Below are 21775 nucleotides of genomic sequence, written 5' to 3'. Positions count from 1 at the left end.
GTAAAATCGGGACATATCAATTTTTCTTTGCTTTGTAGAAATGCTGGTGCGTTTTCGCATAGAGCAAATCATCGGCCTCGTCAATCGACAAGTGATTTTCAAGCGAAAAACGAACAATACGATGAGTTACGGAATTGTTCAGAAAGTAACCAGCTTCATGGAATAGGTTATCTGCTTCTTCCAGCGAAAGCCCAACAGCAATGAAAATAGCCGCAAGAGTTTTAAACTGAAAAGATTCTGAAGCATAGCTAACAATGGTCTTAAATGGATGTTCGGAAAGTAGTGTTCTGGTACAAAAATTCTGAATAGTCAGATTATTTTTATTGATAATCTGATTTAACGCAATCAACAATGCTGAACAGCGAAGATTGGTATTATTCTCTCTATTATAACGGTTAAATTCGTCCAAAATTCTGTTATTCAATAACAGAATCGACCTTTAAACGTAATTAGCGCTTAAAGATATAGCGAACAAACCAACGAACAAAAATCCGAGCGGAACAAGCAGGGGTCAGGGTGGATACGAACGGGCGCGGGGACAGGTGCAGGGGCAGGCGCGGGGTTTGCTGGGGGAAAGTTTCCACATGACCACCTCCTCGATTAAAAGATTTGGGGCATTGCGATAAAAACTGCCCGTTCCGCTGGGATTTCTGTTTTAACTCCTTAAAAATGGATACAAAAAGACACGGTGAATGAACCGTGTCTGAAAAACGCAATCATTATGATTGGTACAATCTCAAATTTTACGCCATAAGGGCATACTTATACTAAACTGTGCCGATATGTTCGGCGTTAACTCAAAAACAACGCGACTTTTTCAGTCGGAAACTCGATACTATACAAGTATAATAACGTAATTAAGGTCGATTGTCAACACTTTTCGGTGAGAAACAAGTAACGACAAAATTGAAAGTGCACTTTCAATTTCAAAACAGAATAAACACATAAAACAAAAATTGACACGACTAATATCGAGGCTTATAATGGACTCAAAGATTTCCAAAGGGAGGAAAAACAATGAGAAAGAAAAGAACAATAGCCATTGCGGCCGGTCTGTCCGCGCTGATGATGGCGTGTGCAGGTGCGGCCAATACCGCGACGGCTACACCGACTGGCAACAGCATCTATGTGGACGGTAAGCAGGTCAACGGCGCAGCGTACATGATCAACAGCAACAACTATTTCAAGCTGCGTGACATCGCAGCGATGGTGAACGGCAGTGCCAAACAGTTCGAGGTAAGCTGGAATCAGGCGGGGAAGCGCATCGACTTGACGACCAACAAGGCTTACACCGTTGTCGGTGGGGAACTGGCGCTGCCTTCGAACGCGACTAAATCTGCAACCGAGTCTAAGGCGCTCGTATTTAAGGATGGCACCAAGGCGGCATACACCGGCTACACGATCTCTGATAATAACTACTACAAGCTCCGTGATCTGTGTAAGGACATGGATATCGGCGTTAAGTATGACAATGCGACCAAGCGCGTAGATATCTTGACGACCGTGGGGTATGGCGATGAGGATTCTGCTACGACTCCGACCGAACCCACCACCCCCACCACTCCGGAACAGCCGACGACTCCGACACAGCCTACCACTCCGTCGAAGCCGACAACTGGCACGCGGAGGGATGATGTGGGTCCGCGCGATACGGATTTGAGACAGGCGGACGATAAGGGCATTAAAAGTGTTAATATGGGATTGGCGGATGACCCAATGTATTGGTTTTATCCCTCGTATGGCCGCTACAGCGCAGAGTACCAGAATCTGCTCGATACTTGTGGAGAAAAGATCATTACTAAAACAATTCATTATTATACTGAATGTTCGAATGCTGGTAAAAAAGGAATTCTTGGTGGATTTCCGATGCAAATTACAGTAACTGATTCTCGGCTTAGTAAAAGCGGTTTGACGGCAATGACTTTATCTATTAATGGGGAGGGTTCTTTCGAACTTAAGATGCCGGAAAGTCTTTACAAGAAAACATTGGCAGGTGAAGATGTATTTAGCGTAATTGGTACATCTATTGAGTTTACTAGCATGAAAACGGTAATTGATGGTAAAACCTATGATATCTATGGCGCAGATATAGACAGCTCTGATGTTCGAGACGCTAATCCAACGAGAATGCGTATTGATTTGAGCATTCGGTAATTGGTAAATTATATTAATGGAAGCGAGTCGCGTAATGCGACTCGCTTTTTTTATGAAAAAGAAAAATGCCAAAACATAAAACAGAACAATTGTTCTATTTTATGTTGACGAAAACAAATAATAGATGTAGAATAGAAGCATAATAGACAAAAGGAGCGTGATGCCATTGATTGCAGTAAAGAAATCATGGAAAACAATAAAAGAAAGGAGTGATCGTCTAAATGGCGAAGGAAAAGCGGTTTACGGCATAACAGCACAATTCTATATCGAATCTTTTTTGTGAGTTTGAGCTGCACATTGGATGCAGGGTCAAGCTCCTTTTTTATTGCCTAAATTCGGGAGGTAGGCATAGAAAAAGAGTCCCCGTATGGGGACTCTCTGGAACGATTTGCTTGATAACATCAAGCGGGCGGGTTTGCAAGGTAGTCAATCAGAACATCTAAGTTGAGTAAGCGGCGATTGCCAATAGGAACGGACGGAATTGCGCCGGTTCTTACCAACTTTCGTACATAACCGACTTTAATCGGTGTGTCGGGGTCAATTCGTCGAAGTTCTTCTACTGCCTGTTTCGGAAATCGCATCCGCGGTAAATTAGACAAAATAGCGTCACATCCTCATATCAATGTTTTTCGCCATGTATTAACCTCCTAATTTCGCGGTTCTACGCAACAAATCACATCCCGACTACTATCATACTACGGGAACCTTGTGGAGTCAATACAAAACAATAAAAACGAGAAATAAATATTGCAATTATCTCAATGCAGCGGTATACTGTAAATGAAAAGAGGAGTTGATTAGATTGGGATGGAAAACATATACTACATGGGATAATATGCCGATTGAAGAATTTTCGGCGCGACTAAAGCAACGGCGGACCGAGCTTGGACTAACCTATCAAGAACTCAGCGATCGAACCGATATAAGTGCAGCAACATTGCAACGATACGAGGCAGGAAAAATCAAAAAAATTCCTAACACCAAGCTGGAATTGCTTGCGAAAGGTCTGAATACCACAGTCGGAGATTTTATGGGTTCAGACGTAGAGGATGATGTACTGCAAGAGGAAAAATCCGATGGGTTAGTTTCTTATACCGTTGAACCTGTTGTGGACATACTTGCGTTACTCGGTTATTCAGTTGAAACGTCACAGGTGCTCAACGAGCATCCTCTGAAAAATAGTTTGCAGCGTATATATACGCAAGAAAAAGATGAACCCGATCAAATCTGGATACGAGATACCCAAACGCAGAAATGCTACGAAATGACTTGGGAACAATTTCACAACTTGAAAGAGTGCGTCAATAGCTATGCAGATTTTTTAACACATCGGATTATTAACAATGCTAAAGTTATTAAACGCCCGACTTACTGGCATAAAGCGTGGATTCTAAATAAGGAGTGAGGCGGCTATGGCAGCTATCAAGAAGCGTGGTAGCACCTATAAGATTTCGGTGTCATGCGGCTATGATATTAACGGCAAGCAGATAAGGCATCATATGACTTGGATACCAACGCCCGGCATGACGGCACGGCAAATTGGAAAGGAACTTAACCGACAGGCCATTCTTTTTGAGGAACAGTGCAGAAACGGTCAGGTTCTTGATGGTAATATCAAGTTCATAGACTTTGCAGAAAAATGGTTTGCTGAGTATGCCGAGGAAAATCTGCGTCCAAGCACAGTGCAAGGGTATCAAAAGTTGATGCCGCGCATTAACGAAGAACTTGGTAGCCGTAGGATTGGCAAGATCAAGCCAGCCGATTTAACCGCATTTTATAAAAAACTCAAATCGGATGGTGCTAAGAAAAATCTGATTATGTATCTTCGTGACAACTGGAGTGAATTGCTGAAAGAGCGTAACTTAACGCAGTCAGAGATTTCGCGTCAGAGCGGCGTTAGCACAGTACAGATTTCCAAGGCTGCACACGGCAGTGGTTTAATGAAGAAAAACGCAGAAAAGATTGCCGAAGTCCTCGAACTTCCCGTCGATGAGGTATTCGTAATCCCGGAAAGTGGTAAGTTAAGCGGTAACACAGTGCAGCATTATCATCGGGCGATTTCATCAATATTGGCAACAGCGGTCGAATGGCAGGTTATATTTTCTAATCCATGCGACCGAGTAGAAACACCCAAAGCCGAGCACAAAGAAGCACGAGTTTTGGATGAAGAACAGGTTATGGAACTTATCGAAGCTGCAAACAATCTGCCGATAAAAAGGCGGACATTTATTTTATTGGCACTAAACACAGGATGCCGCCGCGGAGAGTTATGCGGCTTTGAATGGCGTGACATCAACTGGAAACACAGCACAATCTCAGTAGCGCGTACATCGGTCGCTATCAAGAGTAAAGGCGTTATCACCGACGATACGAAAACCGCTAAATCGCGCCGCACCATTAAACTGAGCGAAGATATGCTTGCATTGTTAAAAGAGTACAGAGAAGATCAAGATAAGCAACGGTTAGCATTGGGCGATCAGTGGATTGACAGCGGTCGTATTTTTACCACCGAGTTTGGTGGGCGCTTGCACCCGGATACCGCCTCGAAATGGTATCATGCTTTTGTAAAGAAAAATAATCTCGCTGACTCCTGCCTCCATTCTATGCGACATACACATGCAAGTCTGCTTGCTTACGCAGGTATCAACGCCTCGGCACTCGCAAGCCATCTGGGACACTCGACGATGCAAACGACCATGAATACTTATATCCATGCCATTCGTTCCGTGGAGGACGAGAGCGCCGATATTATGCAAACACTGCTCCACAAAACAGACGATCAAAAATCTGCTTCATAAAAAGAAGTATTCTCACAAAAAGACGTTCTTCGGAACGTCTTTTTTGGTGCTTGGATTTGGTGCTTATTTGGTGCTTATCCATACCAAAACAGATGGTTTTAGATGTTAGCAAAAATCACATTTTACAGAAAATATTGCACTTATAACCATGTTTTGAGGACAAAATAATACACTTTTCACCGCCATCAGAAAACTTAAAATCCCCCGGAGTTAAACCCGTGCCGGTTCGATTCCGGCTGGCGGCACCAGAAAAACCCCGTATTTCTTACGAAATACGGGGTTTTTCCTGTTAGTTTGATTTAATTTTTGTTAAATACAGACTTATCCAGTGCGCCGTCCTGATGCGCCACGATCGTGGTGCAGACAGCGTCGCCGGTGATATTAACGGCAGTACGCGCCATATCGAGGATACGGTCGATACCCATGATCAGACCGATTCCGGCAACCGGCAGACCGACCGAATCGAATACCATTGCCAACGTAACCAGACCAACCGACGGCACGCCTGCGGTACCGATGGAGGCGAGCGTTGCGGTCGCAATAACGGTCAGATAATCCGCAGGGGTCAGCTGGATGCCGAACGCCTGTGCAACGAATACAACGGCAACGCCCTGCATGATGGACGTACCATCCATGTTGATGGTCGCGCCGAGCGGGATGGTGAAGGACGAAATACGGCGGTTGACGCCGATTTTTTCCTCCAGCGTGTCGATATTCATCGGGATAGTGGCGTTAGAGGTTGCGGTCGAGAACGCAAAGCCCATAACCGGAGCGAATTTCTTGAGGAAACGCAGCGGATTGAGTCTCGTAAGCAGCGCCAGCAGAATCTGGTATATGCCGCAGCACTGGATGAACAGCGCCAGCAGCACCGCGCCCATGTACTTGAACATTGGCACCATGGCGGAGAAACCGAGACCGGCAAAGGTCTTAGAGATCAGGCAGAATACACCAATGGGAGCCAGACCCATGACCATCATGGTCATTTCCATCATAATATCGTTGCCCTGCTGGAAGAAGTTCGTTACCAGCTGGGTCTTATCCTGCAGCTTGGCGAGGATAACGCCGATGATGAGCGCAAACACGATAACCTGCAGCATTTCGCCGTTGGCCAGTGCGCCGATCGGGTTTTTCGGGATGATGTTCAGCAGGGTTTCCGCAAAGCTGACCGAATCCGAAGAAGCGGTGACTTCGGCGGTCTGGATCTGCGACATATCCAAGCCCATGCCCGGCTTGATCAGCAGACCGATGCCGAGTGCAACGGCAACTGCCATCATCGTGGTGAAAATGTAGAAGCCGATGATTTTTACGCCGACCTTGCCGAGCGTTTTACTGTCGCCGATGGCAGTAGCGCCGCAGATCAGCGAGCAGAATACCAGCGGTACGACCAGCATCTGCATCAGGCGGATAAAGCCTTGACCAACAACATAAAATACGCCGTTTACCAGCACGTTCTGCACAAAATCCACATCAGCTGCAAACATATTGAGCGCAATGCCGACAATCGCACCGGCGATCAGCGAGATGAAGATCTTTGTAGTCAGACCGAGTTTCTTTTTCTCTTTTACTTCATTCATTTATTTACTCCCGTCTTCCGGTGGGCCATGTATTCGCTCAGCGCGTCATGCCAGTCCGGCATTTGATACAAACCAGTGATACGCAGCATCATGTTATCCAACAGCGTAAAGCGCGGACGCAGCGCAGTGTTCTCGGAGGCCGAGGTGACTGGCACATTTTCCTTGCCGGCGAGACGCAGAATTTCGCGGGCGTACTCTGCACGGGAGCACGAGCCGTCGCACGATGCGTGAAACAGGCCGTACTCGCGGCTGTGCATCAGGCAGTCGATAAAGCCGGCGAGCGCTTTCGCCGAGGTCGGGGAGGAAATCTCGTCCTCCGGCAGATGGACCGCGCCTTCCTTTGCCGCCGTATCGAGCACGCGGTCAACAAAGTCGTACGAGCCGACGCCGTACAGCCACGACGAACGCACGATAACATGCTTGTCGGTCAGTTCGCGCACGAGCTTTTCACCGGCGTACTTGCTCTTGCCGTACATCGTGGTCGGATGGGGATCGTCGAACTCACAGAAAGCCTTGTCCTCGTCGCCGCCGAATACGTCATCGGTCGAGATCTGAATGAATTTTGCGTCGATGCGTCTTGCAGCGGTCGCCAGATTGCGGGCGCCGATGGCGTTGATCTTATACGCTTCTTCGGGGTTCTCCTCGCAGGCCTGCACGTCGGTCAGGCCGGCACAGTTAATGATGACATCCGGATGGTTAATATCGGCGAAACGGCCGACAACGGATACATCCTCAACCGGTACATCGCGGTCGCTGGTTACCAGCTTATATGCTGTGTTGCCGCCGAAACGATGACTAAGCGCGGAACCCAGTCTGCCGCTTGCTCCCGCGATCCAAACGCGGGTTGTAATACTGTTCATAAAACACCTCTCCTGTCGGCCCGGTGCAGCGGAACTGCTCCGGCGCGCATTACCCATTTTATGGGCTGTATATTCAGTATAGCACAAAATTGTTAAAAAAACAACAAAATATGCGGTCTATTTGCATAAGTATGCTCGAATTCCTGCAAACTATCCGATTTGTGCAAAACTTGCTTGCATTTTTATACAAACTGACAAGACAGCTCAGCCGAAGAAAAGAAACAGCCAAAAGCGCGGAGAATTTTTTGGGAATATGGACGCAAATATCTGTCAGCGCTATGATGTCCGTACACCGATCGACGGTATCCGCGGCATGGTCGAGATCAGCCGCCATTATGCGGAAAATACTGCAAATCACCTCTCTGCATACGAAGCGGGGAGGTGGTTTATTTTATATGAAAACATCTGATTTTTATTGTGCAGAATGCTGTAAAAACCTGCGTTGACCTATGCGGTTTTCGGTGATATAATTAACGGATAACAGTGTGGATTGAATCACATAATTTGCCAAGCGTTATTTTGTCTCGAAGGAGGAGCAGGAAATGAAACCGGTTCTGGAGGTTTGTGCCCACTCGGTCGAGTCTGCGGTAAGCGCGGAGCGCGGCGGTGCTATGCGGCTGGAGTTATGCGCAAATTTAATGATCGGCGGTACTTCGCCGGATGAGGATCTGTTCCGCATGGTGCGGGAACGGGTTTCCGTACCGGTTCGTGTGCTGCTGCGTCCGCGCTGCGGCGATTTTTTGTATACGGAAAGCGAATTTGAGCTGCTCTGCCGTCAGGTGAAGCGCTTTGCCGCGCTCGGCGCGGACGGCATTGTCATCGGCGTGCTCACACCCGAGGGCGATCTTGACGAGGCGCGCATGGAAAAGCTGATCGCGCTTGCAGGCGGCTGCGGTGTGACGCTGCACCGTGCGTTCGATGTCTGCCGCGATCCGTTTGCGGCACTGGAAACCGCAAAGCGGCTGGGTGTGGATACCATTTTGACCTCAGGGCAGCAGGCGGACTGCACCGCAGGCGCGGATTTACTGCGCGCGCTGGTTGCAAAAGCAGGAGAGGACGTGCAGATTCTGGTCGGTGCAGGCGTAAACGCCGATGTTATCCGCGATTTGCAGCCGAAAACAGGCGCGAATGCCTTCCATCTTTCCGCAAAGCGGGTGGAAAACAGCAGAATGCAGTTCCGGCGCGAAAATGTGCCGATGGGGCTGCCCGGACTGAGCGAATTCAGTTTGTGGCAGTGCGACGAAAATGCAGTCCGTGCGGCGCGTGAAGCGTTTGATGCGTGCTGCGGTGCGGGTCAGGAGGCGCGGACGTGAAAATAGAAAAGGTACTTAACAACAATGTTGTGGTCGCGCTGGATGAAAACGGTGCGGAGACTGTGCTTATGGGGCGCGGTCTGGGCTTCGGCCGCCGCGCAGGTGACGAAGCACCGCCGGACAAGGTGGAAAAGCGGTTCACGCTGCACTCGGATCAGCTTTTCGACCGGTTCCAGCAGCTGATAACAAGCATTCCGCTGCCGCATTTCCTGATGAGCGAACGCATTATCAACCATGCGAAGATCGCGCTCGGCAAGGAGCTGTCGGACAGCATTTACGTTACGCTGCCCGATCATATCTCGGCGGCCGTCAACCGCTATAAGGAGGGCATTGTACTGCCCAATCCGCTGCTGTGGGACATCCGGCAGCTGTACAAGGACGAATTCCGCGTGGGTCTCAAGGCGAATGAGATCGTCAAGGAGGAGACCGGCGTGGAGTTCACGGATGATGAGGCAGCGTTTATCGCGCTGCACTTTGTCAATGCACAGCTCGGTGGTGAAATCCGCGATATTTACGACATGACCTATCTGCTGCAGGCGGTTTTCCGCATCGTTTACGATGAATACGGTTTCCGTCCGGATGATGAATCGCTCAATTACTACCGGTTTGTCACGCACCTCAAGTTCTACGCACGGCGTATCGTCAGCGGAGAAGGCTACGGCGATGAGGACAGCGATCTGCTCGATGTGGTGCGGTTCAAGTACCCGAAGGCGTATGCCTGTGCGGACAAGATTCGCGTGTACGTCCAGAGGGAGAAAAATTTCCACTCCGGACAGAATGAGCTGCTGTATCTCACCATTCACATCGCCCGTGTGATGGAGCACATTGATGATAAAAAGTAATCACGGAGTCCGTACTGCACAAGCAGTGCGGACTTGTTTTTTGTGCAAAGTGCAGAAAAACAACGCGAAAATTTGGCAACTAATTCGACAGGTTGCTCTTGCCAAGGTGAGAAAAGTTTGTTATACTGCAATTAACAAGTAAACAGTATCCGTTTGAAATGGATTGTTACCGCTTCGGCGGGCAAAACCAGATTTCTCGCAGGAATTGCCATCAAAGGGCAAGTTGTATCTGTGCAGAAGTTTGGTTCTTTTTATTTTCTGTATGTTTTCGGACAAAACAGGCATACTTAAGGCAACACCGCACAATTTACGCGCAAATCACTCGTGTTCAACCATGCGGTATTGCCGAATCAAAAAGGTTGTGAGCTAAATGTTTGGTAAACTGAAAAATCTGTTTGGCGGCGACAGCGGCATCGAGATAACGGCGCCGGTTGCCGGCAAGGTGGTAGCACTGGAGGACGTACCCGATCCCACGTTCGCACAGGGCATTCTCGGTCCGGGCATTGCAATCGAGCCGACCGAAGGACGCATTGTTGCTCCGGCGGACGGCACGGTGGATGTGATGTTTGAGACCGGTCACGCGGTATCGCTGACCACGGCGGGCGGTGCAGAGCTGCTCATCCACGTTGGCATCGACACCGTACAGCTGGAGGGCAGGCATTACAAGGCCTGCTGCAAGGCCGGTGATCAGGTCAGGAAGGGCGACACGCTGATCGAATTTGACCCGGAGGCCATCAAGGCCGAAGGCTACAAGATCGTAACGCCGGTTTTAATCTGCAATCCGGATACGTTCAAGGACGTAAAATCCGTGGCAGGAGAAACGGTTTCTGCAGGCGACGTACTGCTGCACCTGGAAACCAAGTAACGGAAAGGAAGTAATTCTGAGATGAAGACCATTGAATATACGATTACGGATGCACTGGGTATCCACGCTCGACCGGCCGGACTGCTGGTCAAGGAGGCAGGCAAGTTTGCCTCGAAAATCATGATCGCCAGCCCGAAAAAGGAAGTCGATGCCAAGCGCATCATGGGCGTGATGGGACTCGGCGTTAAGGGCGGCGATACCGTAAAGCTTACCATCGAGGGTGAGGACGAGGAGACCGCTGCAGCTGCAATGCAGGCGTTCCTCGAGAGTAATTTGTAAGGATTTCATTTCGCTGGGTGTGAACGGCGATGAAATAGGGGGACGGAAACGGAGTTCGGCTCTCCCATCCGTCAACACAATCGGCCGCTTCGGCGGTCCACAAAATAAGGAGGGGAAACTCTTATGATGAAAAAACTGCAAAAGCTGGGCAAGGCTTTGATGCTGCCGGTAGCTGCGCTGCCGATCTGCGGTATCCTGATGGGTCTCGGCTACGCGATCGCTCCGGGCGTTATGGGCGTGCCGGGTGCGGCCACGAGCGGTGCACTGTATAACATTGGCTTCCTGTTGATAAAGGCAGGCGGCGCGCTGATTGACAATATGGCATGGCTGTTTGTCATCGGTGTTGCAGTCGGACTATCCGACGACCGCGAGGGTACCTCGGCACTGGCCGGTCTGGTATCCTGGCTGATGATGACCAACCTGCTGAGCACCGGCGTTGTTACTACGCTGATGCCCGCAATCGCAGACGATCAGGTCAAGACGCTCGCGTTCGATAAGATCGAGAACGTCTTTATCGCGATCATCGCAGGCATCATTGGTTCTGCGTGCTACAACCGCTTCAAAAACGCGAAACTTCCGGACTGGCTGGCATTCTTCAGCGGCAAGCGCTGCGTTGCCATCGTAACCGGTCTGGTTTCCATTCTCGTATCCGTTGTTCTGCTGTTCGTATGGCCGGTCATCTTCAGCGCTCTGGTAGCTGTTGGCGAAGGCATCATCGGCATGGAGGGCATCGGCGCCGGCATCTATGCATTCCTTAACCGTCTGCTCATTCCGACCGGCCTGCACCACGCACTCAACAACGTATTCTGGTTCGATACCATCGGTCTGGGCGATCTGTCCCACTACTGGGCCGGCGACATTACCGGTCAGAACGGCGTTACCTGGAGCCTCGGCATGTATATGTCCGGCTTCTTCCCCTGCATGATGTTCGGTATTGCCGGTGCGGCTCTTGCTATGATCAAGGCTGCCAAGAACAAGAAGGCTGCTATCGGTCTGGTCCTGTCCGCTGCCATCTGTGCATTCATCTGCGGCGTTACCGAGCCGTTTGAGTTCGGCTTCATGTTCCTGTGCTTCCCGCTGTATGTTGTTTATGCAGCTCTGTACGGTATTTTCACCATCATCACCTACTATGTTGGCTTCCGTGCAGGCTTCTGCTTCTCGGCAGGCGCGACCGACCTCGTATTCTCGTCCTTCCTGCCGGCAGCGAACAACACGCTGATGATCATCCCGCTGGGTATCGCAGCATTCGTTGTATTCTATCTGGTATTCTACTTTGCGATCACCAAGTTCAACCTCAAGACCCCGGGCCGTGAGGATGAAGAAGCCGACTTCGCAGAGGTTGACAAGAATGCCAAGCTGGCAAATAACGACTTCACCGCAATCGCAGCTGCAGTCCTCGAAGGTCTGGGCGGCAAGGAAAATGTAGAATCTCTGGATAACTGCATTACCCGTCTGCGTCTGGAAGTCAAGGACGGCACGCTCGTCAACGAGAAGAAGATCAAGGCTGCAGGCGTGGCTGGCGTAATGCGTCCGTCGCAGACCGCAGTTCAGGTTATCATTGGCACCAAGGTCCAGTTCGTAGCCGACGAAATGGCAAAGATGCTGTAAAATCTACGCAACCAAACCTATCTTGTTTGCATATCACGAAATTGCGCTCCGCGCAATGGAAAGGGCGGGCACATTGCCTGCCCTTTCTATTTCCGGAGACAGAAGAAAGAGGTATTCCATGAAAATCATTCGCGCTAAGGATTATAACGACATGAGCCGCAAGGCAGCCAACATCATTTCGGCACAGGTTATTCTCAAACCGGATTCCGTACTCGGTCTGGCGACCGGTTCTTCGCCGATCGGCATTTACGAGCAGCTGATTAAATGGTATAACAAGGGTGATGTGGATTTCGGCGGCTGCACGACCTTCAATCTGGACGAATACCGCGGCCTGACACCCGATCACGAACAGAGCTATCACTATTTCATGCACAAAAACTTCTTCGACGCGGTGAATGTGCCGGCAAAGCGCATCAATCTGCCGGACGGCGCGCAGCTTGACGCCGAGCGGGAGTGCAAGCGCTATGATGCGGCCATCAAGGCGGCGGGCGGCATTGACCTGCAGCTGCTCGGCATGGGTCTGAACGGACACATCGGCTTCAATGAGCCGGACGAGTATTTCTCCAAGGGCACGCATTGCGTGAACCTGACCGAGTCCACCATCGAGGCCAACAAGCGCTTTTTCGCGTCGGCGGATGACGTGCCGCGGCAGGCCTATACCATGGGTGTGCAGACCATCATGCTGGCACGGCGCATCGTGCTGGTGGTTTCCGGTGAAAACAAGGCAGAGACCGTCCGCGAAGCGTTCTTCGGCCCGGTAACACCTCAGGTTCCGGCATCCATCCTGCAGCTGCACACCGATGTTTCCATCGTAGCGGACGAGGCGGCACTGTCTAAGTGCGGCGATTTGCTCTAAAAAGGAAGAGAAGTTATGGAATTTAGCAATTTGAGGGTATATCAGCCGGACGGCACGTTCAAAACCGGCGGACTGTCCATCTCGGGCGACCGGATTGCATCCGCAGAGGTGAGCGCGGATGCGGTGGATATGGGCGGTCTGTACGCCGTGCCTGGACTGGTCGATCTGCATTTTCACGGCTGCATGGGCCGCGATTTCTGCGACGGCACGCATGAGGCTATCTCCACACTGGCAAAGTATCAGGCACAGATCGGCGTGGCCGCCATCTGTCCGGCGACTATGACCTATCCGGAGGACAAGCTGACACAGATTGCCGAAGCCGCCGCAACCTATCAGGCGGAGAGTAATGACGCGGCGCTTGTGGGCATCAACATGGAAGGCCCGTTCATTTCCGAGGCGAAAAAGGGTGCGCAGAACGGCGCTTATCTGCATGCGCCGGACGCGGCCATGTTCCGCCGGGTGCAGGAAAAAGCCGGCGGTCTGTTCAAGCTGTGCGATCTGGCACCCGAGCTGCCCGGTTCGATGGAGACAATCGACGAGCTGGCAGGCGAGGTGCGTATCTCGATTGCGCACACGACAGCGGATTACGACACCGCCTGCGAAGCCTTCAAGCACGGAGCCCGGCAGGTGACCCACCTGTACAACGCCATGCCGCCGTTTTCTCATCGGGCACCGGGCGTCATCGGTGCGGCCTTTGACAACGATAACGTGGCGGTTGAACTCATCGCGGACGGCGTGCATGTGCATCCGTCGGTCGTTCGCGCGACCTTCCGGCTGTTTGAGAACCGTGTTATCCTGATCTCGGACAGCATGATGGCGACCGGACTGGATGACGGCGAGTATTCGCTCGGCGGACAGGCGGTTACCGTGCGCGGCAACCTTGCCACCCTGCACGACGGCACAATTGCGGGTTCCGCAACCAACCTGATGGACTGCGTGCGCTCGGCTGTTAAAATGGGTGTTCCGCTCGGTCAGGCGATTCATTCCGCGTCCACCAATCCGGCGCGCGCTATCGGCGTTGAGCACGATTACGGCTCGCTCGAGCCGGGCAAGCTGGCGAATGTGCTCCTGCTGGATGAGGAGCTGAACATTCACACGATTCTGCTGCGCGGCAGAATGCTGGGCTGAACAGCAATTTGATAAAGAAATGAAATGAAAAGAAACCGGCATCGGAAGATGCCGGTTTTGCGTTGTTTTGGGTTGCATGGTGCGGAAAACTGGAAGTTATGGCTTTAACTTTTTCCAAATAATCAGCTTTAGAATAATACATACGACCACCACAACGACCACCATGGCACCATCCAACAGTAACTCTGTGTACCACGGTGCAGACTGCATGACATATAAATTTGGATAAGTTTTAAAGTGCCAGAACTTATAAATTCCGTACCCAATAAAAACTCCTATGAATGAACTAATAACGATGTTTAAAAAACAATTCAATTTTCTCAGCAGGGCAGTGCACCCCTTTCCAAATTCCGATTTGATATTTCAGCCAATAGTATGCAGTTGAAAACGCCTTACTTCTTTCTCTTTTTTTTCTTCTGCACGCTGTATCCGAACTTGCCGAGATACTTGCCGAGCGCAAAATACTCGCCGTGGGAGTACATGATAAGGTTCGCATCGTTGATATGGAACCGGTCGTTTTCGTCCAGATATTCGTCATCAACCGTCACGCCGACCACCTCGGCGATGAACATGGTATGGCTGCCGAGTGCGCGGCTCTCGGTGACGCGGCAGGCGATGTTGACCGGGCTTTCCGCGATAGCGGGTGCGCTGACATGCTCGACCGGCATGGGCGTCAGACCGGTTTTTGCAAATTTATCCACATCACGGCCGCTGACAACGCCGCAGTAGTCGCACGCGCGCGCCAGCTTTTCGGTGGTGAGATTGATGACAAATTCACCGGTTTTCTCGATAATATCGTAAGAATATCGTGACGGACGGACCGAAATTGACACCATCGGCGGGTTGGTGCAGATCGTACCGGCCCACGCTACCGTGATGATGTTGGGACGGTGCGCTTCATCGGCAACGCTGACCATTACCGCCGGAACGGGATTGAGCATGTTGCCGGGCTTCCAGCTTTGTTTACCCATGTTTATCTCCTTTATTGTGCGTGGGATAGACGGCACGCAGTTGTTTTGAAAGTCTGGTTATGCCAGCGGCTGCACCGTATAGCGGAGCCGTGCAGGCGAGTGCGGATACCGACGGTAAAACGCGCTTACCAGTCGGTCGGCAACCATGCGGCTGTTTTCGTAATTCGCCTGCGGCAGCAGGATGATATACTGCGAAATGCTGCATCGAGCGATCACATCGCCGCGGCGCAGATTGTTCTGGACAAGCACTTGCAGATTGTTCATTGCGGGGTCCAGACTGCGGCGTGCAAGCATTTCGCCGTCCTTGCCGGAGACCGACAGCAGGCAGATATTCGCTGAATGGCCGTTTCGCGCGATCGAACGGGCTTCGGCACGGTACAGGATCTTGAAAAAGTCGTATTCGCATACCATGGCGCCGCCGTGCGGCGCGGGCTCCGCAAGCTGAGAGCAAACCTCGTCCATGGTCAGTGTGCGGTCGTTTACGGTGCGTGTTGCCTGACGATACAGTGTGCGCAGCGTCTCGGACGGCATAACGCCGAAATGCGCAAACAGCAGCTCGCTCATTTCCTCGTAGACCGACATAGTGCCCTTCATATCGCCGGTGCGGAGCAGACCACGCATGAGGTGCTCATACAGGTCCTCCTGATACGGCTCAATATGAATCGCCTGATGGCACAGCGCAACGGCTTCGGCGGTGCATTCCTGCTTTTCAAGCAGTTCGATCGCCCCGGCTGCCGCACGGGTGTACAGGCTGTGATAGTAGGCCACGATTGGAATGGTCCAGATTTCATCGGTCATGCGCGGCAGCGGATCGCCGGCATACAGTGCCAGTGCAGCCTGATACTCTGCCAGACGGACATCGTCGTCTTCGGCAGCTTCGGCGGCATGAAAATGCGCCTCAAAGTCTTCAATATCGAGAGAAAGCGGTATAACGTTGTTCCAGAAGTATCGTCCTGCTTTGCGGCGGATGAGCAGGCGGCCAAGTCCCGGCTGCAGTTTGTCCAGCGCGGTACGAATGCGGTGAAAGATTGATTTGAGCGCATTTCCGGGATCCGCGCTTTTCTCGCCGTTGCTCCAGTATAGATGGATCAGCTCCTCCTGGGCGAACGAGCGGCCGTGGTTATACAGCATATAGGCCAACAGTGACCATACCCGGCGGGAACGGTCGTCGCTGTCGGAAATGGTGCGGTCGCCGTATCGAAGGGTAAACTGCCCGAGCATCTGCACTTGTAATGTAGGTCCGTTCATCTTTGCTCCCCACCTTTGTATGATGTGTTCGCAGATTGACGCGCATGACCGATTACAAAGTCATACGGCATATATTAAAAATATACCACGAAACTGGCAAAAATGCAAACCGGAGAACAGGGAACAGAGGGGTTTCTGCAGGTGCAGCCGCAGATTTGAGGGAGAACTGCCATTGAGAAGCGAGCGCATAAAATAACATAGTATATGGATTGATTCTGAGGAAAATACGAAAATGCAGCATGATTTGCACTAAAAAGAACGCACGTTCTTTATTGAATGTTCAATTTCTCTGTACGGATAGGAGCAAGGGCAGGGTAGCAGGCTTGCAGACAATACGCTCTGCTTGGACGCCGACCGGAACAATATGGACAGCCATCCCCGCGAATCCGCTTGCTGATGGAACTCTGTCAGACATGTCCCTTCTCGCATTGCCACTCATGGCCTTTTCACATTTCCACCCCAATTTCTTATTGGATTGCCCTGCTATCTCACTGGGCAAAAGCGTCAAATTCTTTGTGGGGTGCCAGATTCAAATAAGCGCAGGCTCCGGCGGCCTCACCAAGCCGCATCGCGTCCCAGTTCTCGGATGACAGATGGGGCATCTGCTTTTTCGGGAATTGGTGCGGGAACAGATGGCTGCTTTCCAAACATGTCCTTCCGAACAGATCCAGTATACTTTTTTTTCAGAGCCGGGCACTACATCATAAGGTGTCAGAGGGGAATTTAACGCAGAATGCCACTCCGCGGCAATTTCCGGCCGGAGCACTGCCAGGCAGTTTTTCTCATACGCCTGAAGATTGGCACAGAACGGACAGTTGGAACGGCGCTTGGTCCTGTTAGCGATCGTTGCTTGATACTCCTGCTGACATTTTGGACAGTGCCACCAAACTTTTCGAGGTGAACCGCTGAATACAGTATCAGGCTTGTCGGCGTTGCGGGTGCTCCACTCCAACGCGATTGCAGGATATTCTACCGCCAGAGTGCGTTTCTTTCGCTCATGAAAATACATTTGATTCATTGCATATTGATCCCGCCGGTGATGAAAATCGAGCGGCTGTAAATCAAGATAGCAAAATACAGAGGCGATCATTTGGTCAAGATGCCTGTCCTGCTCATCAGACCGATACAGAATTTTCGTCTTCTGCAATACAACCGGCTCAGCCAGCTCCCGGCTGTCACAGATTCGAAGCACCTGATATCCCGCCTCTCGCAGGGCGCGGTCTTTCCGTTCTGCCCTCTCTCTGGCCGCCAGACTGCTGTGATAATAGTGCCCATCATGTTCCAGCACCAATTTGTGTTCAGGCAAAAAAATATCCATATTCTCAATTTTCAACTGAAAAACCCCTTTCCGACAGAGCGGAAAGGGGTTTGTTTATGCGATTTTGGAGAATAACATAACAGCAAGGCCGAGCACGACAAGAATCACGCCGGTGGCGCGGTTGAGCGTTTTCGGGCTGGCCTTATTGGCGAACACGGCAGCGATGCGTGCCCACACGAGCGTGAAGATCACGCACAGAGCCCAGATCAGCGGGTCAGGCATTCCGCCAATGGCGAAGTGCGAGGCCGCGCCTGTGAGCGCTGTGAACGTCATAATGAACACGCTGGTGCCGACGGCGGTTTTCAGCTCGTAGCCGAGCACCGAGGTCAGGATGAGCAGCATCATCATGCCGCCGCCCGCGCCGATGAAGCCGCAGATAAACCCGATCAGCACGCCGCAGACGATGGACTGTACAGCTCGTTTGCGCGCGGACACGTTCATCATCGCCTCTTTGGTGGTCATGACCGGACGGACGATGAACTTCACGCCGAGCAGGAACGTCATAAACACCGAGAAGCTGCCCATCGTTCGCGAGGGGAGCAGGCTGGCGATGTAACTGCCGACCACGGTGAACGTAAGCACGCTGACCATCATCAGAAGGCCGTTTTTCACATCGAGATTTTTGTTTTTGCCGTAGGTGTAGGCGGACACAGCGCTCGCCAGTACGTCGGACGACAGGGCAATGCCGACCGCCATATACGGGTCCATGTGCAGAAAGGTGATGAGAATGGGGCTGATAACGGCGGCGGCGCTCATGCCCGCGAAGCCGGTGCCGAGGCCAGCGCCCATGCCGGCGAAAAACGTGACGAGCACGGTGAAAAGCATCGTCATATCAGCGCACCTCCTGCAAGAGCTGGTCGAGATTGCGGTCGATGACACCGACGGCATCGCCAAACGCCTGCCGCTGTTCATCACTCATGCCGGAGAGCAGACGGTCGATGAACTGCGCCTGCAATGCGCGGCCGCGGTCGATGATGGGAAGCGCCTTGTCGGTACATATCAGACGGGTCTTGCGGCGGTCGCCGGGGATGCTCTCGCGGCGCAGATAGCCCTCCTCGACCAGCCGGTTGACGTTGACTGATACGAGGTTCGCCTTGATCCGGCGCAGCTCCACGATGTCGCTGGCGGTGTCATGGCCGGGGTTGTTGGCAAGGAACAGCAGGATGTCAAACGCCGTCTGTGTCAGCTTGAGTTCGCGGCACAGCGGTCGGCACATTGCGCTGTATGCCAGATCGGTCTTGTGCGTAAATTCCATATAGGGATTCATGTATATCACCTGCTTCAAAAATAGATAGTCTAAATTTGAACTAAGTATAGCATGATATGCCTGTGCCGTCAAGCCGGAGAGAAAGAAAAAAGCTCTTGTTCCGAAGAACAAGAGCTTTTTGAAAACATTTTATACGCCAGTGGGCAGCAATTACTTGTTGTCAACCTCTGCCATGTGCTCGATGAGCATCAGCAGCTTGTTGGAGTAGCCCCACTCGTTGTCGTACCAGGAAACAACCTTTACGAAGGTGTCGGTCAGGTAAACGCCAGCGTTAGCGTCGAAAATGGAGGTGCGCTCGTCGCCCAGGAAGTCAGAAGATACAACAGCATCCTCGGTGTAACCCAGCACGCCCTTCAGGCCGCCCTCAGACAGCGGCTTCTCGGAAGCAGCCTTCATAGCAGCGCAGATGTCTTCCTTGGTAGCCGGCTTAGCCAGGTTAGCAGTCAGGTCAACAACGGAAACGTCCAGGGTCGGTACACGCATGGAGATACCGGTCAGCTTGCCGTTCAGCTTCGGGTAAACCTTGCCTACAGCCTTTGCAGCGCCAGTGGTGGACGGGATGATGTTGCCGCAAGCAGCACGGCCGCCGCGCCAGTCCTTCTTGGACGGGCCGTCAACAACCTTCTGGGTGCCGGTTGCAGAGTGTACGGTGGTCATCAGGCCCTCGGTGATGCCGAATGCCTCGTCCAGTACCTTAGCGATCGGAGCCAGGCAGTTGGTGGTGCAGGATGCGTTGGATACGAAGGTCATATCCTTGGTGTAAGTGTTCTGGTTAACGCCCATTACGAACATCGGGGTGTCGTCCTTGGACGGAGCAGACATGATAACCTTCTTAGCACCGCCGTCGATGTGAGCCTGTGCCTTCTCCTTGGTCAGGAATACGCCGGTAGACTCTACAACGTAGTCAGCGCCAACCTTGCCCCACGGAATGTTCTTCGGGTCCATCTCTGCAAAGAACAGAACCTTCTTGCCATCAACGGTGATGGAGTTGTCATCATACTCGATGGTGCCGTCGTAACGACCGTGCATGGTGTCATACTTGAGCATGTATGCCATGTAGTCCGGAGTCATGAACGGATCGTTTACCGCTACGAACTCAATGTTCGGGTTCTTCAGACCAGCGCGGAAAACCATACGGCCGATACGGCCAAAACCATTGATACCTACTTTGATACCCATTTTACAGTGTTCCTCCTAAATGTTTTGATGAAGTTCTCTGTTGATGTTTTTATTATACACTAAATGCGCAGTTTGCCGCAAGGTGTAATATTTGTGATTTTTTTGTCATTCCGACCGGTATTTTTGTATAATTTTCTTTGCAATGACAGTAGCGGCAGTGGTATAATAAACACATCGTACAAAATATGGGGATTCGGTTTGTATAATCCCCCGATTTTCGGGATGAGAAAAGCACAGCGCGCGCCGTGCTGTTTTTTCACATCCGCGAAGACAGAGATTAGTATGCCAAATACCGCGCAGCATATACCGGACGCAGGAAAACACGATCAAGAATGACAGCAGCTTTCCCACAGTACAAAGGTAAAATTACACGGTGTTTTGGGAGGATAATGATGGAAGACGCATTTTTTTCGCAGCTGGACGGCAACGCAGTCCGCGAGCTGCTGCTGCGCACCGAGCTGCGGCATGCGGCGCTGTTCGCAGTGAGCGATACGCTGCGTATCGAGCGGTGCAGCGACGCGGCACAGCAGCTTTCCGGTCTGCACCCGATGGAGGAGCTGGATCCGTTCCTGAGCGGCAGCACGCGGAATATACTGCTCCGGTGCATAAATACACAGTCTGCCTGCACCGCAGAGGAGGACATCGACGGAACGGTCTACACGGTCGAAATGATCCCGCACCGCGGCGGTGCACTGCTGGCGTATCTGCGGCGCGACCGTGCCGCCTATGACGGCAGCCTGCGGGTCATTCAGGACAAAAGCTCGCGTTATCTGGGCGCTTTGATGGCCGAGGCCGAGCAGGTGGAGGATCCTGCACTGGCAGACGGACTGCGGCGGCAGTGTATGCGGCTGTACCGGCTGCTGACGCACTCGGATTTACTGCACGACCCTCTGCTGACCGAGCAGCTTTCTCTGCGGCGCTGCGACCTGTCAGCGCTCTGCCGCGATGCCGTACAGCAGGCGGAGACGCATGCGCCTGCGGGCAGTGCAAAATTCATCGTACAGGTGCCGGAGCACGCAGACGCGCTCATTGACACGAGACTGGTGCGTACGGCAATCTATAACCTGCTGACAAACGCGCTGCGCGTAACACCGGAGGACGGCGAAATCACGGTTTCGCTGACCGACACGCGGGATTTTGTGACGATTGCGGTTGCCGATACCGGCCCGGGACTGGACCCTGCGAAGTTCGATGACCTGCTTTCCTGCTGGCGGCGCACCACCTCGATGGACGATTACCGGGCGCTCGTGCGCGGCGGCACACCGCTTGGTCTTGGCCTGCCGCTCGTGGGTCAAATCGCGCAGGCGCACGGCGGACGGCTGCTGCTCACGCAGAGAGAGGGCGGCGGCAGTGTGCTGCACCTGTGTCTGGCGCATTTGCCGCATACGCTCGAGGATGACCTGTTCCGCGCACCGACTATCATCGAGGACGGCTATACCGTCGAAGAAATTGAATTTTCCATCATGGAATGAAATAAAACAGCCTCAGAGGCGTGGAGAAATCACGCTCTGAGGC

The 21775-nt window shown here is 52.0% G+C and carries 22 protein-coding genes; 12 read left to right on the top strand and 10 right to left on the bottom strand.

Annotated features, from left to right (window positions below; translation table 11 throughout):
• Nucleotides 1–16 precede the first annotated feature (16 nt).
• Nucleotides 17–409 carry a hypothetical protein gene (locus PG722_RS10060; protein ID WP_270580457.1) on the bottom strand — a complete coding sequence of 131 codons (393 nt, stop codon included), beginning with the start codon at nt 407–409 and terminating at the stop codon, nt 17–19.
• A 608-nt stretch (nt 410–1017) separates the two neighbouring features.
• On the opposite strand from PG722_RS10060, the gene PG722_RS10055 reads away from it, so the two are divergent.
• The 3 genes from PG722_RS10055 (at nt 1018) to PG722_RS10045 (ending at nt 4952) form a co-directional block, all read left to right on the top strand.
• Complete coding sequence (locus tag PG722_RS10055) at nt 1018–2154, top strand: hypothetical protein (RefSeq protein WP_270580456.1); 1137 nt, start codon at nt 1018–1020, stop codon at nt 2152–2154.
• 802 nt (nt 2155–2956) lie between these two features.
• The gene (locus PG722_RS10050; RefSeq protein ID WP_270580455.1) at nt 2957–3559 is read left to right on the top strand and encodes a helix-turn-helix domain-containing protein; all 603 of its coding nucleotides are present in this window, start codon (nt 2957–2959) and stop codon (nt 3557–3559) included.
• 7 nt (nt 3560–3566) lie between these two features.
• Nucleotides 3567–4952, top strand: a complete 1386-nt coding sequence (locus tag PG722_RS10045; RefSeq protein WP_270580454.1) for a tyrosine-type recombinase/integrase — start codon at nt 3567–3569, stop codon at nt 4950–4952.
• 299 nt (nt 4953–5251) lie between these two features.
• Here PG722_RS10045 and PG722_RS10040 read toward each other — a convergent pair whose 3' ends face one another.
• Both PG722_RS10040 and rfbD read right to left on the bottom strand, forming a co-directional pair.
• On the bottom strand, nt 5252–6526 hold the full coding sequence (locus tag PG722_RS10040) for a dicarboxylate/amino acid:cation symporter (RefSeq protein ID WP_270580453.1): 1275 nt from the start codon (nt 6524–6526) through the stop codon (nt 5252–5254).
• A complete protein-coding gene (gene rfbD / locus PG722_RS10035; protein WP_118730006.1) occupies nt 6523–7386 on the bottom strand; it encodes a dTDP-4-dehydrorhamnose reductase in 864 nt (287 codons plus the stop codon). Before rfbD ends, PG722_RS10040 begins: the two co-directional genes overlap by 4 nt.
• A 253-nt stretch (nt 7387–7639) precedes the next feature.
• Here rfbD and PG722_RS10030 point away from each other — a divergent pair, with 253 nt between their 5' ends.
• The 8 genes from PG722_RS10030 (at nt 7640) to nagA (ending at nt 14277) form a co-directional block, all read left to right on the top strand.
• Nucleotides 7640–7795, top strand: a complete 156-nt coding sequence (locus tag PG722_RS10030) for a hypothetical protein (protein ID WP_158578359.1) — start codon at nt 7640–7642, stop codon at nt 7793–7795.
• A 133-nt stretch (nt 7796–7928) separates the two neighbouring features.
• A complete protein-coding gene (locus PG722_RS10025) occupies nt 7929–8699 on the top strand; it encodes a copper homeostasis protein CutC (protein WP_118730007.1) in 771 nt (256 codons plus the stop codon).
• Nucleotides 8696–9541, top strand: a complete 846-nt coding sequence (gene licT / locus PG722_RS10020; RefSeq protein ID WP_118730008.1) for a BglG family transcription antiterminator LicT — start codon at nt 8696–8698, stop codon at nt 9539–9541. The genes PG722_RS10025 and licT overlap by 4 nt, the downstream gene beginning before the upstream one ends.
• 370 nt (nt 9542–9911) lie before the next feature.
• Nucleotides 9912–10406: a PTS sugar transporter subunit IIA gene (locus tag PG722_RS10015; protein ID WP_118730009.1), complete on the top strand. Its 495-nt coding sequence runs from the start codon at nt 9912–9914 to the stop codon at nt 10404–10406.
• Nucleotides 10407–10427: 21 nt separating this feature from the next.
• Nucleotides 10428–10685: an HPr family phosphocarrier protein gene (locus PG722_RS10010; RefSeq protein ID WP_118730010.1), complete on the top strand. Its 258-nt coding sequence runs from the start codon at nt 10428–10430 to the stop codon at nt 10683–10685.
• A 123-nt stretch (nt 10686–10808) separates the two neighbouring features.
• Complete coding sequence (locus tag PG722_RS10005) at nt 10809–12293, top strand: PTS transporter subunit EIIC (RefSeq protein WP_270580452.1); 1485 nt, start codon at nt 10809–10811, stop codon at nt 12291–12293.
• 118 nt (nt 12294–12411) lie between these two features.
• The gene (gene nagB / locus PG722_RS10000; protein ID WP_270580451.1) at nt 12412–13149 is read left to right on the top strand and encodes a glucosamine-6-phosphate deaminase; all 738 of its coding nucleotides are present in this window, start codon (nt 12412–12414) and stop codon (nt 13147–13149) included.
• Nucleotides 13150–13164: 15 nt separating this feature from the next.
• The gene (gene nagA / locus PG722_RS09995) at nt 13165–14277 is read left to right on the top strand and encodes an N-acetylglucosamine-6-phosphate deacetylase (protein WP_270580450.1); all 1113 of its coding nucleotides are present in this window, start codon (nt 13165–13167) and stop codon (nt 14275–14277) included.
• A 392-nt stretch (nt 14278–14669) separates the two neighbouring features.
• Here the strand turns inward: nagA and PG722_RS09990 are convergent, their stop codons facing one another.
• From PG722_RS09990 to gap, 7 genes are all read right to left on the bottom strand, one after another.
• The gene (locus tag PG722_RS09990; RefSeq protein ID WP_117490031.1) at nt 14670–15248 is read right to left on the bottom strand and encodes a flavin reductase family protein; all 579 of its coding nucleotides are present in this window, start codon (nt 15246–15248) and stop codon (nt 14670–14672) included.
• 57 nt (nt 15249–15305) lie between these two features.
• Nucleotides 15306–16496, bottom strand: a complete 1191-nt coding sequence (locus PG722_RS09985; RefSeq protein WP_270580449.1) for an AfsR/SARP family transcriptional regulator — start codon at nt 16494–16496, stop codon at nt 15306–15308.
• 280 nt (nt 16497–16776) lie between these two features.
• Nucleotides 16777–17025 (bottom strand): zinc-ribbon domain-containing protein, encoded by a 249-nt coding sequence (locus tag PG722_RS14225; RefSeq protein WP_442867844.1) that lies wholly within the window; start codon nt 17023–17025, stop codon nt 16777–16779.
• Nucleotides 17026–17829 (bottom strand): zinc-ribbon domain-containing protein, encoded by an 804-nt coding sequence (locus PG722_RS09980; protein WP_270580448.1) that lies wholly within the window; start codon nt 17827–17829, stop codon nt 17026–17028. It lies immediately after the preceding gene.
• Between the two features lie 39 nt (nt 17830–17868).
• Nucleotides 17869–18645, bottom strand: a complete 777-nt coding sequence (locus PG722_RS09975) for a sulfite exporter TauE/SafE family protein (protein WP_270580447.1) — start codon at nt 18643–18645, stop codon at nt 17869–17871.
• Nucleotide 18646: 1 nt separating this feature from the next.
• Nucleotides 18647–19081, bottom strand: a complete 435-nt coding sequence (locus PG722_RS09970) for a MarR family winged helix-turn-helix transcriptional regulator (RefSeq protein ID WP_118480639.1) — start codon at nt 19079–19081, stop codon at nt 18647–18649.
• A 150-nt stretch (nt 19082–19231) separates the two neighbouring features.
• On the bottom strand, nt 19232–20260 hold the full coding sequence (gene gap / locus PG722_RS09965) for a type I glyceraldehyde-3-phosphate dehydrogenase (protein ID WP_118480641.1): 1029 nt from the start codon (nt 20258–20260) through the stop codon (nt 19232–19234).
• Nucleotides 20261–20652: 392 nt separating this feature from the next.
• Here gap and PG722_RS09960 point away from each other — a divergent pair, with 392 nt between their 5' ends.
• Nucleotides 20653–21732, top strand: coding sequence for a sensor histidine kinase (locus tag PG722_RS09960; RefSeq protein WP_270580446.1), 1080 nt, complete (start codon nt 20653–20655; stop codon nt 21730–21732).
• Nucleotides 21733–21775 lie beyond the last annotated feature (43 nt).

Source organism: Butyricicoccus sp. OF27-2pH9A (genome assembly GCF_027693185.1).
GTDB lineage: Bacteria > Bacillota > Clostridia > Oscillospirales > Butyricicoccaceae > Agathobaculum > Agathobaculum butyriciproducens.
This window is presented reverse-complemented; position numbering and strand designations above follow the sequence as displayed.

Coding starts and splice junctions, on each gene's coding strand:
- PG722_RS10055 (WP_270580456.1), top strand. CDS start 1,018: ATGAGAAAGAAAAGAACAATAGCCATTGCGGCCGGTCTGTCCGCGCTG.
- PG722_RS10045 (WP_270580454.1), top strand. CDS start 3,567: ATGGCAGCTATCAAGAAGCGTGGTAGCACCTATAAGATTTCGGTGTCA.
- PG722_RS10040 (WP_270580453.1), bottom strand. CDS start 6,526: ATGAATGAAGTAAAAGAGAAAAAGAAACTCGGTCTGACTACAAAGATC.
- rfbD (WP_118730006.1), bottom strand. CDS start 7,386: ATGAACAGTATTACAACCCGCGTTTGGATCGCGGGAGCAAGCGGCAGA.
- PG722_RS10030 (WP_158578359.1), top strand. CDS start 7,640: ATGGACGCAAATATCTGTCAGCGCTATGATGTCCGTACACCGATCGAC.
- PG722_RS10025 (WP_118730007.1), top strand. CDS start 7,929: ATGAAACCGGTTCTGGAGGTTTGTGCCCACTCGGTCGAGTCTGCGGTA.
- PG722_RS10015 (WP_118730009.1), top strand. CDS start 9,912: ATGTTTGGTAAACTGAAAAATCTGTTTGGCGGCGACAGCGGCATCGAG.
- PG722_RS10010 (WP_118730010.1), top strand. CDS start 10,428: ATGAAGACCATTGAATATACGATTACGGATGCACTGGGTATCCACGCT.
- PG722_RS10005 (WP_270580452.1), top strand. CDS start 10,809: ATGATGAAAAAACTGCAAAAGCTGGGCAAGGCTTTGATGCTGCCGGTA.
- nagB (WP_270580451.1), top strand. CDS start 12,412: ATGAAAATCATTCGCGCTAAGGATTATAACGACATGAGCCGCAAGGCA.
- nagA (WP_270580450.1), top strand. CDS start 13,165: ATGGAATTTAGCAATTTGAGGGTATATCAGCCGGACGGCACGTTCAAA.
- PG722_RS09990 (WP_117490031.1), bottom strand. CDS start 15,248: ATGGGTAAACAAAGCTGGAAGCCCGGCAACATGCTCAATCCCGTTCCG.
- PG722_RS09985 (WP_270580449.1), bottom strand. CDS start 16,496: ATGAACGGACCTACATTACAAGTGCAGATGCTCGGGCAGTTTACCCTT.
- PG722_RS09975 (WP_270580447.1), bottom strand. CDS start 18,645: ATGACGATGCTTTTCACCGTGCTCGTCACGTTTTTCGCCGGCATGGGC.
- PG722_RS09970 (WP_118480639.1), bottom strand. CDS start 19,081: ATGAATCCCTATATGGAATTTACGCACAAGACCGATCTGGCATACAGC.
- gap (WP_118480641.1), bottom strand. CDS start 20,260: ATGGGTATCAAAGTAGGTATCAATGGTTTTGGCCGTATCGGCCGTATG.
- PG722_RS09960 (WP_270580446.1), top strand. CDS start 20,653: ATGGAAGACGCATTTTTTTCGCAGCTGGACGGCAACGCAGTCCGCGAG.